12 protein-coding genes are annotated in these 15917 nt (G+C 62.6%); 7 read left to right on the top strand and 5 right to left on the bottom strand.

The window, feature by feature from the left end; translation table 11 throughout:
• The first annotated feature begins 20 nt into the window (after positions 1-20).
• Both V6766_RS06710 and V6766_RS06705 read left to right on the top strand, forming a co-directional pair.
• Positions 21-2129, top strand: a complete 2109-nt coding sequence (locus V6766_RS06710; RefSeq protein WP_448464772.1) for a beta-galactosidase — start codon at positions 21-23, stop codon at positions 2127-2129.
• A 210-nt stretch (positions 2130-2339) separates the two neighbouring features.
• Positions 2340-3608, top strand: a complete 1269-nt coding sequence (locus tag V6766_RS06705) for an MFS transporter (protein WP_448464770.1) — start codon at positions 2340-2342, stop codon at positions 3606-3608.
• A gap of 42 nt (positions 3609-3650) precedes the next feature.
• Here the strand turns inward: V6766_RS06705 and V6766_RS06700 are convergent, their stop codons facing one another.
• The 3 genes from V6766_RS06700 to V6766_RS06690 all read right to left on the bottom strand — a co-directional run bounded on the left by V6766_RS06700 (position 3651) and on the right by V6766_RS06690 (position 8323).
• A complete protein-coding gene (locus V6766_RS06700; RefSeq protein ID WP_448464768.1) occupies positions 3651-6329 on the bottom strand; it encodes a DNA translocase FtsK in 2679 nt (892 codons plus the stop codon).
• Between the two features lie 180 nt (positions 6330-6509).
• The gene (locus V6766_RS06695; protein ID WP_448464766.1) at positions 6510-7232 is read right to left on the bottom strand and encodes a LytR/AlgR family response regulator transcription factor; all 723 of its coding nucleotides are present in this window, start codon (positions 7230-7232) and stop codon (positions 6510-6512) included.
• A complete protein-coding gene (locus V6766_RS06690; RefSeq protein ID WP_448464764.1) occupies positions 7220-8323 on the bottom strand; it encodes a sensor histidine kinase in 1104 nt (367 codons plus the stop codon). Before V6766_RS06690 ends, V6766_RS06695 begins: the two co-directional genes overlap by 13 nt.
• Before the next feature lie 319 nt (positions 8324-8642).
• On the opposite strand from V6766_RS06690, the gene V6766_RS06685 reads away from it, so the two are divergent.
• A complete protein-coding gene (locus tag V6766_RS06685) occupies positions 8643-9410 on the top strand; it encodes a GntR family transcriptional regulator (RefSeq protein WP_448464762.1) in 768 nt (255 codons plus the stop codon).
• 339 nt (positions 9411-9749) lie between these two features.
• On the opposite strand, the gene V6766_RS06680 is transcribed toward V6766_RS06685, so the two are convergent.
• Positions 9750-9938: a hypothetical protein gene (locus V6766_RS06680; RefSeq protein ID WP_448464760.1), complete on the bottom strand. Its 189-nt coding sequence runs from the start codon at positions 9936-9938 to the stop codon at positions 9750-9752.
• 665 nt (positions 9939-10603) lie between these two features.
• Here V6766_RS06680 and repA point away from each other — a divergent pair.
• From repA to repC, 3 genes are all read left to right on the top strand, one after another.
• Positions 10604-11821 carry a plasmid partitioning protein RepA gene (repA, locus tag V6766_RS06675; protein ID WP_448464759.1) on the top strand — a complete coding sequence of 406 codons (1218 nt, stop codon included), beginning with the start codon at positions 10604-10606 and terminating at the stop codon, positions 11819-11821.
• Complete coding sequence (gene repB / locus V6766_RS06670; RefSeq protein WP_448464757.1) at positions 11818-12822, top strand: plasmid partitioning protein RepB; 1005 nt, start codon at positions 11818-11820, stop codon at positions 12820-12822. The genes repA and repB overlap by 4 nt, the downstream gene beginning before the upstream one ends.
• Before the next feature lie 205 nt (positions 12823-13027).
• On the top strand, positions 13028-14347 hold the full coding sequence (repC, locus tag V6766_RS06665; protein ID WP_448464755.1) for a plasmid replication protein RepC: 1320 nt from the start codon (positions 13028-13030) through the stop codon (positions 14345-14347).
• 76 nt (positions 14348-14423) lie between these two features.
• Here repC and V6766_RS06660 read toward each other — a convergent pair whose 3' ends face one another.
• Positions 14424-15116 carry a helix-turn-helix transcriptional regulator gene (locus V6766_RS06660; protein ID WP_448464753.1) on the bottom strand — a complete coding sequence of 231 codons (693 nt, stop codon included), beginning with the start codon at positions 15114-15116 and terminating at the stop codon, positions 14424-14426.
• Between the two features lie 69 nt (positions 15117-15185).
• Between V6766_RS06660 and V6766_RS06655 the strand changes: the two genes are divergently transcribed.
• Complete coding sequence (locus V6766_RS06655) at positions 15186-15641, top strand: DUF1761 domain-containing protein (RefSeq protein ID WP_448464751.1); 456 nt, start codon at positions 15186-15188, stop codon at positions 15639-15641.
• The last annotated feature ends 276 nt before the right edge of the window (positions 15642-15917 follow it).

The following is a 15917-nucleotide window of genomic DNA, read 5'->3' as shown; positions in this document are numbered from 1 at the left end:
GATAATATGATGAGGACATCATGACGAAAATACCGATGCAGACGCCGTTCGGGGCGGTCTATTTCCGCAAATCGAACCCGCCGCGCGAGGACTGGGAGCGCGATTACGGCGTCGCGGCAGAGGACGGCCTGAATGTCTTCCGTCACTGGTTCATGTGGAGCGCGATCGAGCGGCGGCCCGGCTTTTACGACTGGGAGGAATATGACCGCCAGATGGACCTCGCCGCCGAAAACGGCATCAAGACCATCATCGCCGAGCTGACCCACACCGTGCCGGACTGGGCCTATCGCAAGTTCGCCCATGCCCGCCAGATGCGCGCCGATGGCAGCGAGCTTCCGGCGATCATGGGCGTGTCCGCGGCAACCGGCGGCTTTGCGCCTAATGGTGGCGGTGCCGGTTCGCTGACGATGAACTGCCCGGAGGTGAAGGAGGCCGCTGGCGCCTTCCTGACCGCGCTCGCGGAGCGTTACAAGGGCCACCCGGGGCTTCTCGGGTATGATGTCTGGAACGAGTGCAATTATGCGCCCTCCGTCGACTACAACCCGCACACCAAGGCCGCCTTCCGCGTCTGGCTGCAGCAAAAATACGGCGATCTCGATACGCTGGCAAAGGCCTGGTATCGCTATTCCTATGCCGAGTGGGACGATATCGAGCCGCCGCACCAGATCGCACCCTATCCCGAATGCCTAGACTGGCTCGATTTCAAGCGCGAGAATTACTACGGCCAGATGCAGTTTCGCATCGACACCATCCGCGCCGTCGATCAGGATTGCCTGATCGCCGCCCACGGCGTCGCCGGGGCGATCCCCGACATGGCCGCGCGCGGGTCGGATGACTGGCTCGCCGCCTCGAAGGTCGAGGTCTATGGCTATACCTTCGTTCATGCGCGCAAGGGCAACCAGTCGTGGCGCAGCTTCTATGCCGCCGATCTCAACCGCGCCGCCGCCCGCGGCAAACCATTCTGGCACGCGGAGCGGCAGGGCGGGCCGCTGTGGATGCAGCCGCAGGTCGTCGGGCGCGACAAGGAGGATGGCCGCGTCGCCGAGCCCGAAGATATCCGGGTCTGGTCGCTGACCTCGTTTGCCGGCGGCGCGCGCGGCATGCTGAACCTGCGCTACCGACCGCTGCTCGATGGTCCGTTGTTCGGCGCCTTCGGCTCCTACGGCATGGATGGTTCGCGCACGCCGCGCTCCGACATGGCCTCGAAGATCGCGAAGTGGACCAATGCGCCGGAGCAAAAGCCGCTTCTGGCGGCGAAGCCGGTGAAGGGCGAGATCGGCATTCTTGTCGCCCCGGAAACGCAGGCCTGGGATTATCTCCTGAGCCATGAGGGCAATTACGAGACCTACAGGGAAGCCATGTGGGGCGCCTATCGCGGCTTCTTCGACAATGGCATCCAGGCCGACTGGGTGCATATCGAGGATATCGACGCCTATGACGCGCTCTACTTCCCCTACCCCATCATGCTGACAAGCGAGAACGCCGCAAAACTCGCCGAATGGGTGAAGGCCGGCGGCACGCTGGTGTCGGAGGCCTGCCCCGGCTATTTCGGTGATCGCGGCAAGGTCGGCACGGTGCAGCCGAACAACGGGCTCGACGCCGTCTTCGGCGTCCGCGAGGACAAAGTCGAGTTCATGCCGGATATCGGTGACCGCATCCGCTTCACGCTCGATGGCGTTTCGACGACGGGCGGCGGCTTCCTGCAGTCCTACACCGTCAACGAGGGCCGCGAACTGGCGCGTTTTGCCGATGGTCGGATCGCGATCGTCGAGAACGCGTTCGGCAAGGGCAGCACGCTGCTCGTCGGCACCCATCCCTCAGTCGGCTATTACCGCGACCAGTCGGAGGCGGGAAAGCGCTATTTCGCCCGCTGCTTCGCCTTCACCGGCAAGAAGGCCCACACCGTCACCTCCAACCCCGCGGTACAGATCCGCCTGCACGAGAGCGCGGACGGCCGCTATCTCTGGCTGGTCAACGCCACACGGCAGGCGCAGACCGGAACGGTGACGGATGGCGAGGGCAAGCCCCTCACCAGCGCCGAAAACCACTGGGCCGGCGACGGCGCTTCCCTGAAAGACGGCCGCTTCGCCCTACCCCCGCGCGATCTGTTGATCGTAAGGCTGGCGTAAGAGAAAACCTCCTCCACGGCGCAGGCGCGTGCCATGGAGGAGCCCCCTGCCCCGCTTGTCCCGACGGGCTCTTGGAGCGTCGACCGACCGCTGCGATCGACCGAAGGCGCGGTCGGTCACTTTCAATGCGCAAATGGAACAACTGCGGTCCGGTTCGTGTGCGAAACTCTCCATGGCTGGGCGCAATCCGCCCAGCGTTCCGGAGGGACGATGGTCACGGTCATATCAGGCATCTGGGCGCTTCTGGTCGGCATCGTGCTGATCATGCTCGGCAATGGCATGCAGTTTACCCTCATTGGCCTGCGTGGCGGGCTGGAGGGGTTTTCGCCGGCCGCGCTCGCCATCGTGACATCCGGCTATTTCGTCGGCTTCCTGTCCGGCGCCCGCTACACCCCTGCCCTGATCCGCAATGTCGGGCATGTCCGGGTTTTCGCGGCGCTCGGCAGCTTCATGTCGGCCGCGCTGATCACGCTTCCGTTGATCGTCGAGCCCTGGGCCTGGACGCTGCTGCGCATCCTGATCGGGTTCTGCATGTCGGGCATCTACGTCACGGCGGAAAGCTGGCTCAACGACGCATCGACCAATGAGACCCGCGGCAAGGTGCTGTCCGCCTACATGATCGCGCAGACGCTCGGCATCATCGGCGCACAGGGACTTCTGACGCTTGGCGACGCGCAAACCCCGGTGCTGTTCATCGGCGCTTCGATCCTCGTCTCGATCTCGTTCGCGCCGGTGCTACTCACCGTCGGACATGCGCCTCGAACGGAGGTCACACGGCCGATGCCTCTTCGCGAACTCTATCGTCAGTCGCCGCTCGGCGCGATCGGCATATTTCTGCTGGGAAGCGCCTATGCCACGCAGTCCGGCATGAGCGCCGTTTTCGGGACGCTGATCGGCATGACGGCGGACCAGATTGCCCTGCTCGTGGCAATGCTGTTTGCCGGCGCGCTCGCCTTTCAGTACCCGATTGGCTGGATCTCGGATCGCATGGATCGGCGCCGGTTGATCTTCGCGGCGTCGCTCATCGGCACGTTCTCATGCTTGTTGGGCTGGATAGCGGGCGGCGGATTGTGGCCGATGATGGCCTCGGCCTTCGTCGCCGGCGGCATGACCACGCCGCTTTACGCGCTGCTGCTGGCCCACACGAATGATTTTCTTTCGCCGGAGGATATGCCGGCCGCCTCCGGCGGGCTGGTGTTCACCTTCGGGCTCGGCGCGATCATCGGCCCGCTCGCCACGGGCTGGGCGATGGAATGGGCCGGCCCGTTCACCTTCTGGCTGGTGTTGAGCGTTACCTTCGCGGCGATCGCCCTTTACGCGCTTTATCGCATGACGCAGCGGCCGGGCGTTCCCGTCGACCAGACCGAAAGCTATCTCGGCGTCACGCCATCCGCGACGCCGGTTGCCGTTGAGGCCGCAAGCGTCTGGGCGGCCGAGCAGGCCGAGACCGATGGCAACCCCGTGCGCGAAGACGGCTGAAGCTCCCTGCAGCAGGGCCGGTTCGCGCCACGGCGCGCCGGATCAAGCCGGCGCGGCGCTATCGAGGATCTCGCGCTTGCCGACATGGTTGGCAGGGCCGACGAGGCCTTCGCGTTCCATGCGCTCCACCAGCGAGGCAGCCCGGTTGTAGCCGATCGACAGGCGGCGCTGGATATAGGAGGTCGAGCACTTCTTGTCGCGCTGGACGATCTTCACCGCCTTTGCGAAAAGATCGTCGGCGTCGTCGTCCTCGCTGCCCATATCGGTGGCATCGAATACGGCGGTATCCTCTTCGCCCTCGTCTTCCTCTTCCTCGTCGACCACGACGCTGCCGAGATAGGTGGGCGTGCCTTGCGTCTTCAGATGGGCGACGACCTTTTCCACCTCGTGGTCGGAAACGAATGGGCCGTGCACGCGGGCGATCCGTCCGCCACCCTTCATGTGCAGCATATCCCCCTGCCCCAGCAGGTATTCCGCGCCCTGCTCGCCAAGGATGGTGCGGCTGTCGATCTTCGAGGTCACCTGGAAGGAGATGCGCGTTGGGAAATTAGCCTTGATCGTGCCGGTGATGACATCGACCGAGGGCCGCTGCGTCGCCATGATCAGGTGGATGCCGGCCGCGCGCGCCATCTGCGCCAGACGCTGGATCGTACCCTCGATCTCCTTGCCGGCGACCATCATCAGATCGGCCATCTCGTCAACGATGACGACGATATAGGGCAGCGCCGAGAGATCGAGTTCCTGTTCCTCGAAAATCTGCTCGCCGGTGGTGCGGTCAAAGCCGGTGGGCACCGACACCATGATGGTTTCGCCGGTCGTGCGCGCCTCGGCGACGCGTTTGTTGAAGCCGTCGATATTGCGCACGCCGAGCCGCGACATCTTGCGATAGCGGTCTTCCATTTCGCGCACGGCCCATTTCAGCGCCAGAACCGCCTTTTTCGGATCGGTCACGACCGGGGTCAGAAGATGCGGGATGCCGTCATAGACCGACAGTTCCAGCATTTTCGGGTCGACCATGATCAACCGGCATTCTTCCGGCCTGAGGTGATAAAGCAGCGACAGGATCATGGTGTTGATGGCGACCGACTTGCCTGAACCCGTCGTGCCGGCCACCAGCAGATGCGGCATTTTCGCCAGTTCCGCGACAACCGGCTCGCCGCCGATATTCTTGCCAAGGCAGAGCGGCAGGCGGAAATCCGTGGTCATGTAGAGCCGGTTTTCGAGAAGCTCTCTCAGATAGACCGTCTCGCGCTCCTCGTTCGGCAGCTCAATGCCGATCACATTGCGGCCGGGAATGACCGCGACGCGCGCCGAAAGCGCCGACATCGACCGGGCGATATCGTCGGAAAGGTTGATCACCCGCGATGATTTGACCCCCGGCGCTGGCTCGAATTCGTAGAGCGTGACCACGGGGCCGGGTCGGACATCGATGATCTCGCCCTTGACGCCGAAATCCTCCAGTATGCTTTCCAGCAGTCCGGCGCTCTGTTCCAGCACTTCCTGGCTCAGATCGCTGGTCTCGTCTGCAAGCGGCGCCTGTAAGAGCTCGATCGAGGGGAACAGGAAATCGGTCTGTTCGTGCTTGGCCAGAACGTTCAGGGGCCCGGCGACATCGTCCGACGCGTCGTTTTCCTCCGGTGCGGTCTCGTGCGGCTGCATCTCGCCGAAATCGGCAATGTCGGCTTCCGCTTCGTCTTCCCACGCATCCTCTTCTATCTCGGCGAAGGCCTCGTCCTGTTCGCCCGTCAGGTCGCTTTCATCAATGGCATCGCTCGCCTCGACAGGTGCCTCCTGCGCCGGAGCGGGCTCTGCCTCAAAGTAATCGTCTGCCGCGCGCCGGGTCGGGCTGTAGAGCAGCACCTGCCGGTAAAGCGCGACCGGCGAAGGCCCCTCCTCCGCGCTTGTCGTCGGCTCATCGGCGGCGGTTTCCACCGCATCGGAGGCGGCGGTCAAAGGCATGAAACCGTCTTGCGCACCCGCCTCATCGGCAGGGTCGTCTTCCGCAGGCGCCACGGCCTCGGCCTTGGGCGCCGGCGTTGCACCGTCGAACAGCCCGAGTTCCATCATCTCGAATGCGAGCCCGTCCGGAATGAAGGCGAGCGCCCCTGCCCCGGCCTGTGCCTGGCGGGTCTCGTCCGTCGTTGCTGCGGTTGGGGCATCATGCATTTCAGAGATCGAGGGGACTTGCGGAATGTTCACTTGGCTTTCGTCATTGTTTGTTGATGTCTGTTGCGTCGTCGTTTGCGTGACGGGCTCCGGATCGGTTTCGGGCTCGAGCAAGTCCGGCTGTGCTGCGTCATGCTGCTGCGCGCCGAGCGGGTGGAACAGGAAATCCACCAGCACCGACGGTTCATCCCGGAACGGCTCCGGGGCGGGATATTGTAGAGCCCCCTCCCCCCGTTCTGCAGGCAGTTCTTCGGCAATGCGATCCTGTAGCGCTGCTGCGGGCGATTGCGGCGGCAGGTCTTCGAGCGCCTCCGGCTTTGCGGACGACGCCGGCGATTCGGGGTGCTTCCTGTGCGGCGTGCGCGTGAAGCGCACATTCGGTCCCAGCACGAAGGGGCGCTGCCAGGTCGGAAGCCGGTCGGGATCGAGGATCGCCGCATCCGGATTGCGCCGCGACGGTTCCGTGATCCGGTCGTCACTGCTTGTCTGATCACCGTCCGTCCGCAGCGATCCGGCAGGTTTCGATTGAAGGCTTGGAGAACGCGAAAAGGGCATGCTGATGGAGACCAATCTGAGGGCTGTCACTCAGCAGAAGTGATAGAAAAGAAACCTTAACCAGTCGTTTCCTCCGGCCAAGATCGGCATCGCAAACCGGCTGCGCGTAGCTCCTGTCACCCGACGAAACCTGACTGCCGGGCCGGTGGCTCAGGGCGTCGACGCTACTTCGGTTCAGTCTCAGTCATCGAGAAGCTGGCGCAGGCGCCGGGTCGCGGAGCGGCCGAGCGGGAAGTCGCGGCTGTCCGCGCCGAAGCGGAGCAGGCTGCGCCCGCCCGCCTGCCACTCAACCGTGTGGATATGTTCGAGGTTGACGATCAACGAGCGGCTCAGCCGGCAAAAAGGGGGCGATGGCAGGTCGGCCTCGAACTTGCCGAGCAGGCCGCCGGCGAGATAGGTCTGGTCGCTATCGAGATGCACCCGCGTGAAGTCGGCTTCCGCCTGCAACAGCGTGATCGAACTGACCGGAACCATCACCGACGACATCATCGACTTCAGCAGAATGCGCGCCGGCGGCCGGGCTTCGGCGGCGGCCGCCAACGGCGGCGGCGCAAGGCGTTCCCTGAGGCGGTTGATCGCGGTCTCGAGGCGGTCCGGGTCGACCGGCTTGACCAGAAAATCGAGTGCGGCGACATCGAAGGCGTCGGTGGCATAGAGGCTGTAGGCGGTCACCACGATCACGGCGGTTTCGGGCGACAGGTCTGTGACGATCTCGAAGCCCTTGCCGCTCGACAATTCGATATCGAGGAACACGGCGTCCGGGCGCAGCGCGGCGATCAGGTCGCGCGCCTGGTCGATCGTGCCGGCCTCGCCGATCACCTCGATATCGTCGAAGACTGCGAGCATGCGCTTGAGCCCGCGCCGGGCCGGCGGCTCGTCATCGATGAGGATTACACGCGGCATGCGGACCCCCTCAGCATCAGCCTTGCGACGACGCGGTCGTCCACCTGCTTCAGGGTCAGCTCATAACCTTCCGGGTAGTGAAGGTGAAGGCGCATTCTGGTATTGGCGAGGCCGATGGCGGGGCGGCCCGGTCGCTCCGGCTGCAGCGTGCCGGAATTGACCACCTCGATGACGATGCTCCTGTCATCGAGGCGCTCCACGTTGACGCCGATCTCGATGGCGTCATCCTGATGCCGCAGGCCGTGCTTCACGGCGTTCTCGACCAATGCCTGGAGGATCATGTGCGGCACCAGCACGTTGAGGGCTTCGGGATCGACGGTGACGGTCGTCCTCAGCCTTTCCTCGAAGCGCAGTTCCTGAATGCGCAGATAGGCGCGCATCGCTTCCACTTCATCGGCGAGCGGACAGCGCGAATGGGCGGCGTGGTCGAGACAATAGCGCAGATAGGCGGCGATGCGGCGGACCATCTCCAGCGCCTCGTCGGGCCGGTCGTGAATTTCCGAGGCGACCGAATTCAGTGCGTTGAACAGAAAATGCGGGGCAAGCTGCAGATGCAACCGCTCCATTTCCAGCCGGACGGCCTCTGCCTGCGCCTCGGCGGCGCGCAGGCGCTCGGAGCGCGCCTCCAGCAGGGCCGTACGCCAGAAATACATCAGCGACCAGCCGATGAGCAGGATCGCGTAGAATACGGTCATCATCGCCGGGCTGAGCGGAAGAGGCATGTCGTCGAGCACCAGACGGCGCACGATGTCGGCGATGCCGTGCAGCAGGAAGCCGCCGACGACGGAAAAACAGAGCAGGAAGACGACGATCGGGATGGACGTGACCCGGCGTCGACGCGACAGGAAAAATACATGCACCGCGCCGGTCATGAGGAAGGCGATCGGATCCACGATCAGCGTCATCGCCGTTGCGGCAAAGACATCGCCGAAGGTGATGAGCCGCGCGGTCCAGCCAAACAGGATCAGAAAGCTCCACACGGCGCACTGCGCGCCCCAGAATGTCCGGAGGATGGGCACATGTCTGCCGTCCGTCGCGTTTTCGGACGTGATGTCTTCCGCGGCGCGGGGATCCACCGTATCACTGACCATTGGCGGGCACCGTTTCCTCTTCCCTCGCCTCGATTTCCTTCAACTTACGCCCTTCGCGCGCTGGAACGAATGCCGGTTCATCGATAAAAACACGACTTTCATCGAAATGCAGGTGAATTTGCGACGTCCTTGGATGTGGCACGCTCAATCCGTTAGGCGGGTTTGTCGAACCGCAACCAGATCACCGCGAGCGACCGAGGCGGGCTCGTTGAGCCCCCTCCCCTCCCCCGAGGCCCGCCGTCGCGTGCATTGTGAGGATTGCCTGAGTTTCGTCTGTCCATTCGATGCAAGCCACTGCTGCATGTGGATACCGGCTTCCTTGACGCTGGTAAAATTATCGATAATATTATCGATAATCGAGTTGTTTAAGCGGCGTGCTCGCATTTTCTTAGGCGGTGAAACAGGACTGGGTGCGTTGGACATGTCGGAGCAGCCGAAAAAATGGGAGGACGTGCTCCGCGAACTGCAGCGCGAGATCATTTCCGGTCACCGCCATCCGCGAGAGCGTTTGGTGGAGGATGAGGTCATCGCGCGGACCGGCGCCACCCGGCATGCCGTCCGCCTCGCCTTCGCCGAACTTGAGAAAACCGGGCTCGTGATCCGCGCGCGCAATAAGGGCGTCCATGTCCGCGACTATTCGCTCCGTGAGATCGAGGAACTTTATGAAATCCGCGAATGTCTCGAATGTCAGGCCGCGCGGCGTTTCGCCCGCCCTGCTCCCCCAGAAACAATCGAGGCGCTGAACGATATCGCCGCCCGCCATCGTGAGGCATCAGAGAGCCAACGGCTTGGCGTCGTCTTTGAATTGAACGACCAGTTCCACGAGACGCTGTATCGGGCGGCTGGCAATCGCCAGCTTGCCGCTGCGATCCGGCACTACGCCTTCGTCACCCAGCCCATCCGCGCCCGCGCGTTTGCCAGCCACGAAATCCGGGAGGCCGCGAGCGCCGAGCATTTCGAGATGATTGAGGCCCTCGCCGCGGGCGACGTTGATAGGCTGTGCCGGATCATTGCCCGGCGTGTCGCTCGGCCCAAGGACTTCTATCTGCGGGCCCATGGCGTCGGTGCGATCGCAACGCCGGCATGAGGCTTCGATCTTGGCGTGCAGCGGCGCGGCGCTCGCGTGGAGTTTTCAATTGAAAACAATCGACGACGGGCCTCGCGGCTTGCCGCTGTGCGGATAGCCCCATCGGCTGACGAGGCTGCCCTGGTGCCAAAGAGGTTTTCAATTGAAAACACTCCGGAAGATACAGCTCGCCCCAAGCCGCTAAATGCGCCCCTCTTTCAATGTCGCCGATGTGTGTCGAAGCATTGTCGGGCGTAGCGTGCGGCCAATGAACCCCTTCCTCCAGCGAGTGGCGCCGGCGGCATGCCTCTCAGGCTAAGCTGTTGGCTAGGTAACATCTATGAATCTGACGGCGAGTTTTCAATTGAAAACAATCGAGCGGCGGACCGGGGTAAGGTGGCGTCGCCGGATCGTCAGGCCGGCAGGCATCGCCGCGGCGATCGAGCGTCTAGGGATTTGAGGGAGATGGAAGAGCTTGTAGAGCGTCGGGTGAAAAAATGCTATCCGGCTTTCGGTGGGCCGGTCTGTCAGGCCAAAGAGCCGGATCATTGGACGGCTCCGGCTAGCCGATCCAGTCGGTTGTGTCCGCGACGCGACTTTGAGTATCGGCTTAGGATGTCGGTCGCTTTAGGTTATGCCGCGGAGGTGCGGGCCGCCTCGCGGCTGATCAGCGATCGCCATATGCCCGCATGCATTTTTGCTATCAGGCTTCATCGACTTCAGACTGCGTCGTGCAACTTCACGAAAGGGGCGTCGTCCTTGGACTGGCGGAAAGGCGCGGGACGCGCACGGCTGGGAGCTTATCATCGGCGAGGGCGGTATCCTTCGGGCTGCCCGGCGAGTCGACGCGTTGGTCTGCAGCTATTGACGCGGCACATGGGCGTTGCTTCAGAGCGAAGCGATTGCTTGCGCAACTACGGTCGATCGTGCCGCAGTCACCTCTTCGCCTCTGTCCAACGGAGAGGTCAAGGCGCATCGTCGCCGGGGTGGTCGTAGGATTCAGAACACAGAAACCGGCTTTCGTTCAACTGACAAATGCCGGCGCTACAATGCCAGGATATGCCGGCGTTACGCCGAACACTCCAATACCCGAACGAGCAGGCTGCGGGGCACTGTGCCTGTTAATATTTCATTAACCAAAAACCCCTTGCAGAATCGGTGCGAGTCATGCAGCGTTAACGCAAATGGAGTAAATTCGGACAGGAAACCGTCAGATGACCGAAACAGCCGCATATACCGCGACCGGCGACACAGCGGCAAAGATCGAGGATTACACCGAGCGCCTGTCCGCCGAGCTGCAGTCGATGCGTCATCGCATCTATCCGCCGGAGGCGCGCAAGCAATTCACGCGCACCTTCTCGACGCTCGATCTCGTCAAGCTGCTCGATGTGCCGGAAAGCACATTGCGGGCAATGACCATCGATGGCAAGGGGCCGCAGCCCTCGCGCGCGGATAATAACCGGCGCATCTACAACGTCGATCAGCTTTCCGAACTACGCCAGTTTCTGGCCGACCGCCGCCCAGACGATGCGCTCAGGCTCTGGCCGCGTCGTAGGGGAGGGGAGAAGCTCCAGGTCGTCGCCACCGCCAATTTCAAGGGCGGCAGCTCCAAGACCACGACCTCAATCCACCTGTCGCATTATCTGGCGCTGCAGGGCTACCGGGTGTTGTGCATCGATCTCGATCCGCAGGCCTCGATGACCTCGATCTTCGGCCTCCAGCCGGAATTCGACGTCGGCGAGAACGAAACCGTCTATGCGGCGCTGCGCTATGACAATGAGCGCCGGCCGCTCGCCGACGTCATCCGCGAGAGCTATTTCCCCGGTATCGATCTCATCCCCGGCAATCTGGAGCTGATGGATTTCGAGTTCGATACGCCGGCCTATCTCGCCCAGCGCGAGCGCGATGAGCTCGGCCTGTTCTTCGAGCGGCTGAAAAATGCGATCGCCTCGGTCGAAAGCGAGTATGATTTCGTGGTGCTCGATACGCCGCCCTCGCTCGGCTATGCGACGCTTGCCGCGCTTTACGCCGCGACCGGTCTGATCGTCACGGTTCACCCGGCGATGCTGGACGTTGCCTCCTGCAACCAGTTCCTGATCATGATTTCCGATCTCGCCGATACGCTCGCGCAGTTCGGCGCCCGGTTCGATCATGATTTCCTGAAATTCCTGATGACCCGGGTCAATCCCAATGACGGGCCGCAGAAATACATGTCGAGCGTGATGCGGCGGCTGTTCGAAAACGACGTGCTGGTCTACGAGGCGATCGAATCGACCGCGATCGCGGGTGCCGGCGTTGCCAAGAAATCGCTCTACGAGCTGGAAAGCGGCGAGGTCGGCCGCGAGGCCCTGAAGCGCGCGATCGAGAGCGCCGACAATGTGAATGGCGAGATCCTGGCGCTTCTTCGGGCCGTTTGGGGCAGGGCATCATGAAGAAGAACATCCTGAAAATGATGGCGGAAGCCAACAGCGACGAGAAGGGGCCGGAACCGCCGGTCCCCTCGCCGCTTTCGCGTTCCAGGCGCGGTTCCTCCGTGGTCAGCAATGTCGGTAAAGCGTTGAATACGCTTTCGGAATCGAGCAGTGTCGTGCTGGATCCGGGCAAGATCGACGCCTCGCCCTATCGTGATCGTTTCGAAAGCGATGGCGAGGCGACTGAGGAGATCGAAAGTCTCGCGGCCTCGATCCGCGCCGAAGGGCAGAAAATGCCGGTTCTGGTCCGGCCGCACCCCAAGTCCGAAGGACGCTATCAGCTCGCCTACGGCCATCGCCGGCTTGCCGCGATCCGGTTGCTCGCCGCCGAGAGCCGGACGCCGGCCGAGGTGACGATCCGCGCCTATGTCCGCCCGCTCGATGACCGGGAACTGCTGGTGGAGCAATCGCTCGAAAACGGCGTGCGCGAGAACCTCACCTGGATCGAGCAGGCGCTGTGGGCGGCGCAGCTGCGCGAGGCGGGTTTTTCAAGCGTCGCGATCGAGCCGGTGCTTGGCCTTTCCAAGACGCCGATTTCGCTGATGCTGAAAGTGGCCAACGCCATTCCCCAGGACATCATTTTTGCGATCGGCCGGGCCAAGGGCGTCGGCCGACCGAAATGGATGGCGCTTGCGGAAACCTGCCTGAAGGGTGGGGACGAAGCGGCGTCCCGCATTCGCTCCATCCTCGACAACCAGGCCTTCCAGTCCGCCGATGCCGCGCGGCGCATCGATCTCGCGGTGAAGGCCGCGCGCGGCGGGGAAGACAGACCCGCGGAGAAATCCGTGCGCGAACTGGTCAGCAATGGCAGAAGCCTGGGTCGGATCGCAACCGGCGCCTCCGGCACCACGATATCGATCGCAAGGCAGGAAGCCGGCTTCGCCGAATGGCTTTCCGAGCGCATGGATGCGCTTGCCGAGGAGTATTTTTCATCAACCACCGGCGCCAATCGCGAAGATTAAAAATAGCGATGGCCCGATGGGCGATAACCGAAACTGGAAAAGGAGAGAAACAGACAAAAGAAAAGGCCCCCAAACGACAAGCGTCCGGAAGCCGATAAGTTCTTAGCACCTACTGATTCGCATTTCCGGCCGTCCCAGTCAAGTGGCTGCAGTTCATTCCGTGGGCTGCAGACGGGATTTCTTTTGCCTTTTTGAGAGGTGAACCATGGACAATGCGATGACAACGACGCCCTTTGGGCGGCGGCCGATGTCGCTCGCGATGCTTTCAAGCCAGAAAGTGGCGCGGGAAGCCCCCAAGGGGGCGCGGCTCAACAAGTGGAAACTGTTCCACACCGTGCGCGAGGCTAGAGCTGCGCTGGGGGCGAGCGATCGCGGCCTTGCGATCCTGAACGCGCTTTTGACCTTCTATCCCGAAAACGAGCTCTGCGAGGAAACCGGCTTCGTGGTCTGGCCCTCCAATGAACAGTTGATCGCCCGCGCCAACGGCATTTCGCCGGCGACGCTGCGCCGTCATCTGGCGGTTCTGGTCGAGTGCGGCCTAATTATCCGGCGTGACAGCCCCAACGGCAAACGCTTCGCCCGCAAGGGCAGGGGAGGGCAGGTGGAACAGGCCTATGGCTTCGACCTGTCGCCGCTGGTGGCCCGCGCGGCCGAGTTCGAGGCGATGGCCGCGCGGATCGCCGAGGAGCGTCTGGCGCTGAAATGCGCACGCGAGCGCCTGACATTGTTGCGCCGTGACATCGTCAAGATGATCGAGGCCGGGCTCGATGAAGGCGTTCCGGGTGACTGGGCTAAAATGAATCGCGTTTACCGAGACATCATCGACCGGCTTCCGCGCGTCCCTGACCTGGCGATCGCGGAGGATATTTGCGATGCCCTGGCTCTGTTGCATGAGGAAGTGCGTGAGACATTGGAAAATCACGTAAATTCACAAAATAAGAGCGCCAATGAGTCTCATACTGAGCGCCACAAACAGAATTCAAACCCAGACTCACAATCTGAATCTGAATACGGCTTAAGAAATAAACCAGAAGCGAGCGGCAACGCCGGCGAAACCGACAACCTGCACAGCCTGCCGAAGCGAGAAATGCCATTGGCACTGGTGCTGGACGCCTGCGAAGGCTGGCGGGATCTGGCGAAGGGCGGCTCCATCCGCAACTGGCGGGAGTTTCTGGGCATCGCCGAGATCGCCCGGCCGATGCTGGGCGTCAGTCCCAGCGCCTGGCGCGAGGCGGCGGAGGTGATGGGCGACAAACAGGCCGCGATCACCCTTGCCGCGATCTATCAGCGCGGTGAGGCCGTTGTCAGCCCCGGCGGCTATCTGCGCAACCTGACGGAGCGAGCGAGAGACAGCCAATTCTCCGTCTGGCCGATGGTCATGGCGCTGCTGAGGGCAAGGATCGAGGCCGGGAATGCCACGTCGCCGTCAAAACCCGACGATGGTGGGGCAGGTGAGGACGGCCGCGATGACGGTCTTTCGGTTTCCCCCGCTTTGGCACGATCGTTGAAGAGGCCGCGATCGTGATCCTGTCTGCGGTTCGTCCTGCGCGGCGGATCATGATGGGTGAAACGACCACGTGACTGCGGCGTCGGCCGGTTGTTCACGCGCTGTTTCCGTCTCTGAGCCGTGCCAGATAGTCCCGCAGCAAACTCGCCCGCCGGGGCCGAAAACTGGCACCTCTGCCCGAAAGACTTTCGATCCGATCGACCCGGAACATCCGGAAGTCATCGCGCAGGCAACACCAGGCCAGAATCGTCAGGACGCGTTCGCTGTACATGATGGCAAGGGGACGAATGAGGCGCTGGCTGGCAACGCCGGCCTGATCGCGGTAACCGATTTCTATCTCGTACTCATCCCAGCACGCTTGCCGAATGGCAGGCAGACAGGAATACGCGCCGTAGCGTCCAGCGGGCCGATAGATATGGGAAATCGCATGCAGCAAATGTTGCTCGCTGTCGTCAGGCAAGGTTGCGGCAATCTTGGCAAGAACGGCCTCGGCGGCACGCGCCAGATCCGGATCGCCCATATGACGCACTTCCCCCAGGCCCACGGTCATCGCCTCGATTTCCAGACGATCGAAGGTCTGCGGCGGCAGGGCGTAGTCCTCGATCAGGCGATAGCCATAACCGCGCTCTCCCTCGATCCGGGCGCCCGACAATCGCAACAGTTCGATATCGCGATAGATTGACCTCACCGATACGCCGCGTTCGGCCGCCAGACGTTTCGCCGTGACCGGCGGCGCCATGACGCGCATAAGCTGAAGAAGGCGCAGCAATTTGTCGGGTCCGCTCATCGTCCAACTGCCGTGAAGTGTCAGTTGTGTCCATCTATACACGCTTCATCCGGGTCGGATAGCCAACGAATGCCCCGGCTCCAGATTTCAGCGAAAGAGAACGCCATGATTTTCAGTGCATTTGCTCAGATCAGTCTCTGGGGCATTCTTGCGGCCTCCGGATTCGATTTCGTGTTCGGGGGCCTGTATTTTGGCGCACTGGTGCCCCGATATTACGCAATCGCACTTGGGCGGGAGGCTCTGCCCGCCTCCAGGCCGGACGCGCTGACCATCCTTGGGCCGTTTCTGTGCAAGGTCGTTGTGATCGTCACCACCGCGGCGATCATGCGCATGATCGGCATTGGCTCCATTGGCGACGCCCTTTCGCTCGGGCTGGTGATCGGCGTCGGTTATCTTCTGACGATCTGCATGACGATTGCGATCAATCCCAATTTCCCCAGGCCGTTCTTTTATACGATGGTGAATGCGCCCTATTTTCTGATCAGCAGTCTGGCGACGAGCACCCTTCTATTCCTGCTGCAGTAGGTCCTTGTCTGAAGAGGCGTGAGGGGAGAGAGGGGCGGCCGTGTTTGAAAACGGGTCGACACGCGTCCCCCCCAATCCAGCCATTGTGACCGCTTTGTCATGCCGCGTTTGGGTGCCTGACGGGGTAGCACCGTTGTTGGGATGTTTCGAAAGTCCCGCGTTTGCCGGCTGCCTTGTTCAGCGTCGACGAGACGATTTTGCCTGGGCCCCCGCCGCTGTAACGTTTTTGCAGGGACCGGAACCCTCATCGAGCGCGGTGCGTGCAGTGCTTCCTTG

The organism is Martelella sp. AMO21009 (assembly GCF_053484295.1).
The sequence above is the reverse complement of the archived record's forward strand: the minus strand, read 5'-3'. Positions and strand labels throughout refer to the sequence as shown.

Coding starts and splice junctions, on each gene's coding strand:
- V6766_RS06680 (WP_448464760.1), bottom strand. CDS start 9,938: ATGATCCGGCTCTTTGGCCTGACAGACCGGCCCACCGAAAGCCGGATA.
- V6766_RS06705 (WP_448464770.1), top strand. CDS start 2,340: ATGGTCACGGTCATATCAGGCATCTGGGCGCTTCTGGTCGGCATCGTG.
- V6766_RS06695 (WP_448464766.1), bottom strand. CDS start 7,232: ATGCCGCGTGTAATCCTCATCGATGACGAGCCGCCGGCCCGGCGCGGG.
- V6766_RS06690 (WP_448464764.1), bottom strand. CDS start 8,323: ATGGTCAGTGATACGGTGGATCCCCGCGCCGCGGAAGACATCACGTCC.
- repA (WP_448464759.1), top strand. CDS start 10,604: ATGACCGAAACAGCCGCATATACCGCGACCGGCGACACAGCGGCAAAG.
- V6766_RS06660 (WP_448464753.1), bottom strand. CDS start 15,116: ATGAGCGGACCCGACAAATTGCTGCGCCTTCTTCAGCTTATGCGCGTC.
- V6766_RS06655 (WP_448464751.1), top strand. CDS start 15,186: ATGCCCCGGCTCCAGATTTCAGCGAAAGAGAACGCCATGATTTTCAGT.
- V6766_RS06710 (WP_448464772.1), top strand. CDS start 21: ATGACGAAAATACCGATGCAGACGCCGTTCGGGGCGGTCTATTTCCGC.
- repB (WP_448464757.1), top strand. CDS start 11,818: ATGAAGAAGAACATCCTGAAAATGATGGCGGAAGCCAACAGCGACGAG.
- repC (WP_448464755.1), top strand. CDS start 13,028: ATGGACAATGCGATGACAACGACGCCCTTTGGGCGGCGGCCGATGTCG.
- V6766_RS06700 (WP_448464768.1), bottom strand. CDS start 6,329: ATGCCCTTTTCGCGTTCTCCAAGCCTTCAATCGAAACCTGCCGGATCG.